The sequence below is a fragment of the Streptomyces marincola genome (assembly GCF_020410765.1).
GTDB lineage: Bacteria > Actinomycetota > Actinomycetes > Streptomycetales > Streptomycetaceae > Streptomyces > Streptomyces marincola.
Map to the genome: position 1 here is coordinate 1,470,640 of NZ_CP084541.1, position 10,844 is coordinate 1,481,483.

The 10,844-nt window shown below is 70.5% G+C and carries 3 pseudogenes; all 3 read left to right on the forward strand.

The features are described from left to right. Positions 1-81: 81 nt before the first annotated feature. Positions 82-2,640, forward strand: a pseudogene (locus LC193_RS29155) (type I polyketide synthase); the annotation flags it as partial. 309 nt (positions 2,641-2,949) lie between these two features. Continuing rightward, positions 2,950-4,821: pseudogene (locus LC193_RS29160) on the forward strand (type I polyketide synthase); the annotation flags it as partial. Positions 4,822-5,260: 439 nt separating this feature from the next. Continuing rightward, positions 5,261-10,804 (forward strand): annotated as a pseudogene (locus LC193_RS06290) (SDR family NAD(P)-dependent oxidoreductase); the annotation flags it as partial. Positions 10,805-10,844: the final 40 nt, after the last annotated feature.

Sequence of the window (10,844 nt, forward strand, 5' to 3'; positions counted from 1 at the left end):
CCCTTCACCATCCGACCCATGCATTCGGGGAGCTGAGCACACGTGGCCGATGAGCGAGAACTCCGGGAATACCTCAAGCGGGCCATCGCGGATGCCCGCGAGGTTCGTGGCCGCCTGCGCGAAATGGAGGACCGCGCGCAGGAACCGATCGCGATCGTGGGAATGGCCTGCCGCTATCCCGGCGGGGTGCGGAACCCGGAAGACCTGTGGAACCTCGTCGCCGAGGGTGTCGACGCCGTCAGCGAGTTCCCCACCAACCGCGGCTGGGACCTCGACACCCTCTACGACCCCGACCCGAGCCGGACGGGAACGAGCTACACCCGGCACGGCGGCTTCCTCCACGACGCCGACCTCTTCGACCCCGAGTTCTTCGGCATGTCCCGGCGGGAAGCCACGGCGATCGACCCGCAGCAGCGCCTTCTCCTCGAAACCGCCTGGGAGGCGCTGGAGGACGCCGGCATCACTCCCGACTCCTTGCAGGGCAGCGACACCGGCGTCTTCACCGGCCTCATGTACCACGACTACGGCTCGCGCCCCGGCATCCCGGGAGAGGGCAACGAGGGCTACCTCTTCAGCGGCAGCGCGGGCAGCATCGCGGCGGGGCGGCTCGCCTACACGTACGGCTTCGAGGGGCCGGCCGTCGCCGTCGACACGGCCTGCTCGTCCTCGCTCGTGGCCATGCACATGGCCGCCCAGGCCCTCCGCTCCGGCGAATGCGGCCTCGCCCTCGCCGGCGGCGCCACCGTCATGGCGACCCCCACCGCCTTCATCGAGTTCTCACGGCAGCGCGGGCTGGCGGCGGACGGGCGGTGCAAGTCGTTCTCCGCGTCCGCCGACGGCACCGGCTGGTCGGAGGGTGTCGGCCTGCTTCTCCTGGAACGGCTCTCCGACGCCCGGCGCAACGGCCACCGCGTGCACGCCCTGATCCGCGGGTCCGCGATCAACCAGGATGGCGCGAGCAACGGCCTGACCGCGCCCAACGGCCCCTCCCAGGAACGCGTCATCCGCCAGGCCCTGGCCAACGCCCAGCTCGTCCCCGCCGACATCGACGTGCTGGAGGCGCACGGCACCGGCACGCGACTGGGCGACCCGATCGAGGCCCAGGCCGTTCTCAACACCTACGGCGCCAACCGCCCCGAGGAACGACCTCTTCAACTGGGGTCGTTGAAGTCCAACATCGGCCACTCCCAGGCCGCGGCCGGCGTCGGCGGCATGATCAAGATGATCGAGGCGATGCGGCACGGCGTTCTACCGAAGACGCTGCACGTCGACAAGCCGACCGACCACGTCAACTGGGACGCCGGCGCGGTCGAACTCCTCACCGAGGCACGGACCTGGCCCGACACCGGCCACCCCAAACGCGCCGCGGTCTCCTCCTTCGGCTTCGGTGGGACGAACGCGCACGTGATCGTGGAGCAGGCCCCCGAGGAACCCTCCGAAGCCCCCGAGGGCGCGGACGGTGCCGAGGGACCGGAAACGGCCTCCGCGCCCGAGGAACAGAGCGGCGCCGATTCCGGCTCTGGCTCTGGCTCTGGCTCTGGTGACGACACGGTGGTGTGGCTGCTGTCCGGGAGGACCGAGGAAGCCTTGCGCGCCCAAGCGCGGCAGTTGGCCGATCACCTCGATGCCCACCCCGACCTCAACGACCGGGCCATCGCCCACACCCTCGCCACCACCCGCACCCACTTCACCCACCGCGCAGCCATCCACGCCACCACCCCCGACCTGCTCCGCACCGCACTCCACCACCTCACCCAAGGCACCCCCCACCCCAACCTCACCACCGGCACCACCCACCCCCACCCCAAAACCGCCTACACCCTCACCGGCCAAGGCTCCCAACACCCCCAAATGGGCCAACAGCTCTACCACACCCACCCCACCTACGCCCACACCATCGACCAACTCACCGACCACCTCCAACCCCACCTCCCCCACCCACTCCGCGACATCCTCCACGCCCCACCCCACACCCCCCACGCCCAACTCCTCAACCACACCCACATCACCCAACCCGCCCTCTTCGCCACCCACCTCGCCCTCCACCGGTTGTTAGAGCACCACGACATACGACCCGACTACCTCATCGGCCACTCCCTCGGCGAACTCACCGCAGCCCACATCGCCGGCGTCCTCACCCTCACCGACGCACTCCACCTCGTCGCACACAGGGGGAGACTGATGCAGGCCGCCCGTCCGGGCGGCGCGATGGCGGCCGTGCGAGCGACGGAGGAGCAGGTGCGCGCCGCCCTGGCCGACCTTGACCCCGCCACCATCGCCATCGCCGCCGTCAACGGTCCCGAGAGCGTGGTGGTGTCGGGTGACAGCGACGTGGTCGAAGCGCTGGTCGCGCGCTGGCGGGAGGAGGGCCTGAGGGCCACGCCGCTCACCGTCAGCCACGCCTTCCACTCCCCCCACATGGACGACGTGCTGGACGAGTTCCGCACCATCGCCGCCGAGGTGACCTACCACCCGCCGACGATCCCGGTGGTCTCCAACGTCACCGGCACCCTCGCCACCGAAGAACAACTCACCTCACCCGACTACTGGACCCAGCACATCCGCCAACCCGTCCGCTTCCACCACGGCATCCAAACCCTCAAAAACCAAGGCGTCACCCACCTCATCGAAATAGGCCCCACCACCCTCGCCACCCACACCACCCCCCACATCCCCACCACCCCCACCCTCCGCACCAACCAACCCGAAAACCACACCCTCCACACCACCCTCGCCACCACCCACACCCACGGCACCCCCACCAACCACCACACCACCCCCCACCCCCACACCCCCCTCCCCACCTACCCCTTCCAGCGGCAGCGGTTCTGGTTGGAGGAGTCGGCCGGTGCGGGAAACGCGGCAGCGTTCGGACTCGCCGCCACCCAGCACCCCTTCCTCGGCGTCGGAGTCGAGGTCGCCGGCAACGACGAATACCTCTTCACCGGCCGCCTCTCCCTCACCACCCACCCCTGGCTCACCCACCACACCATCGGCGACACCACCCTCCTCCCCGGCATGGCCATCGCCGAAATGGCCATCACCGCCGGCACCCAAACCAACACCCCCCACCTCGCCGAACTCACCCTCACCACCCCCATCACCCTCACCCCCCACACCACCACCCGCATCCAACTCGCCCTCACCGCACCCAACCCCGACGGACACCGCAACCTCCGCATCCACACCACCACCGACCCCCACACCCACCCCGCCACCTGGACCCTCCACGCCCAAGGCACCCTCACCCCCACACCCCCCAACCCCACACCACCCCCCACCACCCACACCACCTGGCCACCCCCCAACACCCAACCCATCCCCCTCGACAACCTCTACCAACGCCTCACCCACCACGGCTACCACTACGGCCCCACCTTCCAAGCCCTCACCCACCTCTGGCAAACCCCCCAAGGCGACCTCCACGCCACCCTCCAACTCCCCGACAACACCCCCACCACCGGCTTCCACCTCCACCCCGCACTCCTCGACGCCGCACTCCACCCCCTCCTCCCAGAAACCACCAACCCCAACACCCCACCCCGCATCCCCTTCACCCTCACCAACCTCCACCTCACCCCCACCACCACCCCCACCACCCAACTCCACCTCCACCTCACCCAACCCACCCCCGACACCGCCACCCTCACCCTCACCACCCCCACCGGCACCACCCTCGCCCACCTCACCAACCTCCAACTCCGCCCCCTCACCCCCACCACCCCCCACGGCCTCTACCACCTCCAATGGCAACCCGTCACCCCACAGGCAGAGGCAACGAACACATCCGACGGCACGGACGAAAAGGGAAGCGGAACGGACGGCTGGGCCGTACTCGGTGACCCCGACCTCCTCCCCGACCTCCCCTCACACCCCGACCTCGCCAGCGCCGCCACCAACCCACCCCGCGTCCTCATCCTCCCGCTCATCGGCGACACCACCGACGGCGGAAAGATCGATGTCCCCGCTGCGGCGCATGAGGTGCTCATCCGCACCCTCGCGCTGATCCAGGACTTCCTCACCAACGAACACCTCGCCCACACCCACCTCATCGCCCTCACCCACCACGCCATCGCCACCCACCCCACCGAAGACATCACCGACCTCCCCCACGCACCCACCTGGGGACTCCTCCGCACCGCCCAAACCGAAAACCCCCACCGCATCACCCTCCTCGACACCGACACCACCACCCCCCACACCCTCACCCACACCCTCGCCCTCGCCCACACCACCGACGAACCCCAACTCGCCCACCGCAACAACCAACTCCTCACCCCACGCCTCACCCCCACCACCGAAGCCACCGACACCGACACCACCGACAGCCCCTACGCCCACGGCACCACCCTCATCACCGGCGCCACCGGAACCCTCGGCACCCTCCTCGCCACCCACCTCGCCACCCACCACCACACACCCCACCTCCTCCTCCTCAGCCGAACCGGCCCCAACGCACCCACCGCCCAACAACTCACCAACCTCCAAAACACCACCAACACCACCATCACCCTCCTCGCCACCGACACCACCAACCCCCACCAACTCACCCAAGCCCTCAACACCATCCCACCCCAACACCCCCTCACCAACATCATCCACATCGCCGGAACCACCGACGACACCCCACTCACCACCCTCACCCCCCAACGCCTCACCACCGTCCTCCAACCCAAAATCAACGCCGCCTGGAACCTCCACCACCAAACCCAAAACCACCCCATCCACACCTTCACCCTCTACTCCTCCCTCTCCGGCCTCATCGGCAACGCCGGCCAAGCCAACTACGCCGCCGCCAACACCTTCCTCGACGCCCTCGCCCACCACCGCCACGCCAACAACCAACCCACCACCTCACTCGCCTGGGGCCTCTGGCAAGAAACCAGCACCATCACCCAAACCCTCCACACCACCGACCACCAACGCCTCAACCGCACCGGCATCACCCCCCTCACCACCCCCCACGCCCTCACCCTCTTCGACACCGCCCACACCACCCCCCACCCCCTCCAAGCCGCCACCACCCTCAACACCACCCACCTCACCCCCCCACCACCCCACACCCCCCACCCTCCGCAACCTCGCACCCAAAACCACCACCCCCCAACCCACCCACACCACACCCCAACCCACCCAAACCCTCACCCAACAACTCACCCACCTCCCCCCCAACCAACGCCACACCCACCTCACCACCCTCATCCAAACCCACGCCGCCACCATCCTCGGCCACCCCAACCCCACCACCATCCAACCCAACCGCCCCTTCCAAGAACTCGGATTCGACTCCCTCACCGCCATCGAACTCCGCAACCACCTCACCACCACCACCGGCATCCCCCTCCCCCCCACCCTCATCTTCGACCACCCCACCCCCACCACCCTCGCCACCCACCTACTGGACGAGATGTTCGGTGACGAGGACGAGGTCGTGGTCGTGGCGCAGGGCACGGGAGACGCCGCGGAGGAGCCGATCGCGATCGTGGGCATGGCCTGCCGCTACCCCGGCGGGGTCCGGAACCCGGAAGACCTGTGGAACCTCGTCGCCAACGGCATCGACGCCGTCAGCGAGTTCCCCACCAACCGCGGCTGGGACCTCGACACCCTCTACAACCCCGACCCCACCCAACCCGGCACCAGCTACACCCGCCACGGCGGCTTCCTCCACGACGCCGACCTCTTCGACCCCGACTTCTTCGGCATGTCACCCCGCGAAGCCACCGCAACCGACCCCCAACAACGCCTCCTCCTCGAAACCGCCTGGGAAACCCTCGAAAACGCCGGCATCGACCCCACCACACTCCACGGCACCGACACCGGCGTCTTCACCGGCCTCATGTACCACGACTACGGAAGCGCGGCCCACCACGTTCCCGAAGCGCTTGAGGGATATGTCGCCGCGGGCAACGCGGGCAGCGTCGCCTCGGGGCGCATCGCGTACACGCTGGGCCTCGAAGGCCCGGCCGTGACCGTCGACACGGCCTGCTCCTCCTCACTCGTGGCCATGCACATGGCCGCCCAAGCCCTCCGCTCCGGCGAATGCGGCCTCGCCCTCGCCGGCGGCGCCACGGTGCTGTCCACGCCTACGGCCTTCATCGAGTTCTCGCGGCAACGGGGCCTGTCACCCGACGGCCGGTGCAAGTCGTTCTCCGCGTCCGCCGACGGCACCGGCTGGTCAGAAGGCGTGGGACTCGTCGTCCTCGAACGGCTTTCCGACGCCCGGCGCAACGGCCACCCCGTCCTCGCCGTTCTGCGCGGCTCCGCCATCAACCAGGACGGCGCGAGCAACGGCCTCACCGCACCCAACGGCCCCTCCCAGGAACGCGTCATCCGCCAAGCGCTCGCCAACGCCCGACTCACCCCGGCCGACATCGACGTCCTCGAAGCCCACGGCACCGGCACCAAACTCGGCGACCCCATCGAGGCCCAGGCCGTCCTCAACACCTACGGCGCCAACCGCCCCGAACAGCAGCCCCTTCACTTGGGGTCGTTGAAGTCCAACATCGGCCACTCCCAAGCCGCGGCCGGCGTCGGCGGCGTCATCAAAATGATCCAGGCCATGCGGCACGGCGTTCTGCCGAAGACGCTGCACGTCGACAAGCCGACCGACCACGTCAACTGGGACGCCGGCACCGTCGAACTCCTCACCGACACCCGCCCCTGGCCCGACACCGGCCACCCCAAACGCGCCGCCATCTCCTCCTTCGGCATCAGCGGCACCAACGCCCACCTCATCATCGAACAACCCCCCGCCCAGACCAGCACCAACACCGACGACAACGCCCCGGAGGACGGCGGCGTCGCCGATGACACGGTGGTGTGGCTGCTGTCCGGGAAGACCGAGGAAGCCTTGCGCGCCCAAGCCAGGCAACTGGCCGACCACCTCGATGCCCACCCCGACCTCAACGACCGGGCCATCGCCCACACCCTCGCCACCACCCGCACCCACTTCACCCACCGCGCAGCCATCCACGCCACCACCCCCGACCTCCTACGCACCGCACTCCACCACCTCACCCAAGGCACCCCCCACCCCAACCTCACCACCGGCACCACCCACCCCCACCCCAAAACCGCCTACACCCTCACCGGCCAAGGCTCCCAACACCCCCAAATGGGCCAACAGCTCTACCACACCCACCCCACCTACGCCCACACCATCGACCAACTCACCGACCACCTCCAACCCCACCTCCCCCACCCACTCCGCGACATCCTCCACGCCCCACCCCACACCCCTCACGCCCAACTCCTCAACCACACCCACATCACCCAACCCGCCCTCTTCGCCACCCACCTCGCCCTCCACCGACTACTCGAACACCACGACATACGCCCTGACTACCTCATCGGCCACTCCCTCGGCGAACTCACCGCAGCCCACATCGCCGGCGTCCTCACCCTCACCGACGCACTCCACCTCGTCGCACACCGAGGACGCCTCATGCAAGCCGCCCGAACCGGCGGCGCCATGGCCGCCGTCCAAGCCACCGAAGAGCAAGTACGCGCCGCCCTGGCCGACCACGACCCCGCCACCATCGCCATCGCCGCCATCAACGGCCCCGAAAGCGTCGTGGTGTCGGGTGACAGCGACGTCGTCGAAGCGCTGGTCGCGCGCTGGCGGGAGCAGGGCCTGCGCGCCACGCCGCTCACCGTCAGCCACGCCTTCCACTCCCCCCATATGGACGACGTGCTGGACGAGTTCCGCACCATCGCCGCCGAGGTCACCTACCACCCGCCGACGATCCCGGTGGTCTCCAACGTCACCGGCACCCTCGCCACCGAAGAACAACTCACCTCACCCGACTACTGGACCCAGCACATCCGCCAACCCGTCCGCTTCCACCACGGCATCCAAACCCTCAAAAACCAAGGCGTCACCCACCTCATCGAAATAGGCCCCACCACCCTCGCCACCCACACCACCCCCCACATCCCCACCACCCCCACCCTCCGCACCAACCAACCCGAAAACCACACCCTCCACACCACCCTCGCCACCACCCACACCCACGGCACCCCCACCAACCACCACACCACCCCCCACCCCCACACCCCCCTCCCCACGTATCCGTTCCAGCGGCAGCGGTTCTGGCTCGAACCGGCAGTGACCGGAGGCGTGGGCACGGGCTCCGGTGGCGACAGGCACCCGTTGCTCGGTGCCCCGATCCGGCTGGCGGACGGGGACCGCACGGTGTTCACCGGGCGGGTGTCGTTGCGCAGCCACCCCTGGCTCGCCGACCACACCCTCCACCACACCCCCGTCCTCCCCACCGCCGCACTCATCGACCTCACCCTCCACGCAGGCGACCAACTCGGCACCCACACCCTCGAACACCTCACCACCCACACCCCCATCACCCTCCCCACCGACAACACCCCACTCCACCTCCAACTCACCATCCACCCACCCAACCCCACAGGACACCGACCCTTCACCCTCCACACCCGCCCCGACACCACCCACCTCACCCACCACCAATGGACCACCCACGCACAAGGACTCCTCGGGCCGTCGGGCGGCGGCACCGCGCCGTTCGCGAACGAGGACGCGGCGGGTGGCGCCTACGAGGTGCCCGAGGACTTGGCCCCCGAGGTCACGCGCTACGGGGTGCACCCCGCGCTGCTCGACGCCGTGGTCGCGGACGCGGCCCGGCAGGCCGCGCTGCCCGAGGGTTCGTCGCCGTTCGCCGCGCAGTGGCACGGCGTGCGGCTGCACGCCACCGGGGCCACCGCGGTGTCGGCCCAGTGGATCGCGGATGAGGGCGCGGACGCGGTGCGGCTGCGCCTGGTCGACGGCGCCGGGGAGCCGGTGCTCACGGCCGAGCGGGTCGAGTTCCGCGGCGTGCGCGAGGAGGAGGTCGTGCCGGTGGCCGGCACGTCCCGGCCGCCGCTGCTGCGCCTGGAGTGGGACCCGTTGCCGCTGCCGGAGGGCGGCGCGCAGCCGCTGGACCTGGCGCTGCTCGGGGAGGGCCCGGACGGGGCGGGACCGCGGTTCGACGGGGTGCCCGAGCTGGCCGACTTCGTCGGTTCCGGCGCGTCCGTCGGCGCCGTTCTGATGGCGGCCGGTCCCGCCGGGGCCGGTGAAGGACCGGCGGAGAACCCGGTGCGGGCCGCGCACGACAGCGCGGGACAGGTGCTTGAACGGGTGCGCGCGTGGCTCGCGGACGAACGGCTCGCCGAGACGCGCCTGGTGGTGACGACGCGCGGCGCCGTCGCGGCCTCGGCCGGCGAGGACGTGCCCGCGCTGGGCGGCGCCGCCGTGTGGGGTCTGCTGCGTTCGGTGCAGGCCGAGGTGCCCGGCCGGGTCGTCCTGATCGACCACGACGCGCCGACGCCTCCGCTCGACGTGATCGCCGCCGTCGTGGCCTCGGGCGAGCCGCAGGCCGCGATCCGGAACAGGGAGGTGCACGTGCCACGGCTGAGGCGGTCGCCGGAGGAGCCGGCCGGACGCGCGGAGCCGGCTGCCGTTCCGCTGGCGGAGGGCACGGTCCTGGTGACCGGGGGAACGGGCGCCCTGGGGGCCCTGGTGAGCCGGCATCTCGTGACCACGCACGGTGTGCGGCACCTGCTGCTGCTCGGCCGTCGCGGCCCTGAGGCGCCCGGCGCCGGTGAACTGGTCGAGGAACTGCGCGGGTTGGGCGCGGAGGTCGCCGTTGTCGCGTGTGACGTGTCGCGCCGGGAGGAGCTGGCGGCTGTTCTCGACGCGATCCCGGCCGATCAGCCGCTGACCGGGGTCGTGCACGCCGCTGGTGTGCTGGACAACGGGCTGGTGTCGTCGCTGTCGCGCGAGCAGGTGGCCGCGGTGCTGCGGCCGAAGGCGGACGCGGCGTGGCACCTGCACGAGCTGACCAGGGACCGGGAGCTGGCGGCGTTCGTCCTGTTCTCCTCAAGCGTCGGCGTGATCGGCGGCCCCGGGCAGGCCAACTACGCGGCGGCGAACGCGTTCCTCGACGCCCTGGCCGCGCACCGCGCGGCGCACGGCCTGCCGGCCACGGCCGTCGCGTGGGGCCTGTGGGACCTGGGCGGCGTGGGGCTCAACGCCGGGCTCGGGGAGAACGACCTGCTCAGGTACCGGAGGGAGGGCTTCAGGGCCGTGGCACCCGAGCAGGGCGCGGCGCTGCTCGACGCGGCGCTCGCGCAAGGGCATCCGCAGCTGGTGGCGCTGCCGGTGGACGCGGCGGCGATGCGGGCGCACGGCCGCGTGCCGCACGTGTTGACCGGGCTGGTCGGTGGCAGGTTCCGGCCGGCCGCGCGGTCCGGCGCGGGCGAGAGCGACACGCCGGCCACCCGGCTGGCGGCCCTCCCGGATGAGGAACGGCGCCCGGCGTTGCTGCGGATCGTTTCGTCGGAGGTGGCGACGGTCCTCGGGCACACGAACACGGATCTGGTGACGGCCGAGCGCAGCTTCATGGAGCTGGGCTTCGACTCGATGACCGCCGTCGAGTTGCGGAACCGGCTGAGCGGCGCGATCGACGGCCAGCTGCCCGCGACCGTGGTCTTCGACCACCCGACGCCCGCGGCGCTCACCGAGTTCCTGATGTCGCTGACCGGGGGGTCGAGCGAGCGCGGTGTGCTGGCCGAGCTGGACGCGTTGGAGTCGGCGCTGTCGGGAGTGGCCGCCGACGACGAGCGGACGCGCGACGCGGTGGCCGCCCGGCTCCAGGTGCTGCTGTCGCGGCTCAACGGGGCCGGCGGCGACGCGGCCGAGGAGGAGGCCAAGGTCGCGGAGACGCTGGGGTCGGCCTCGGCCTCGGAGATCTTCGACTTCATCGACACGCAGCTCGGCCGTTCAGCGAACTGATCCGGCCGCAGCGGAGCGGCCACACTGCCCGTCCGTACCG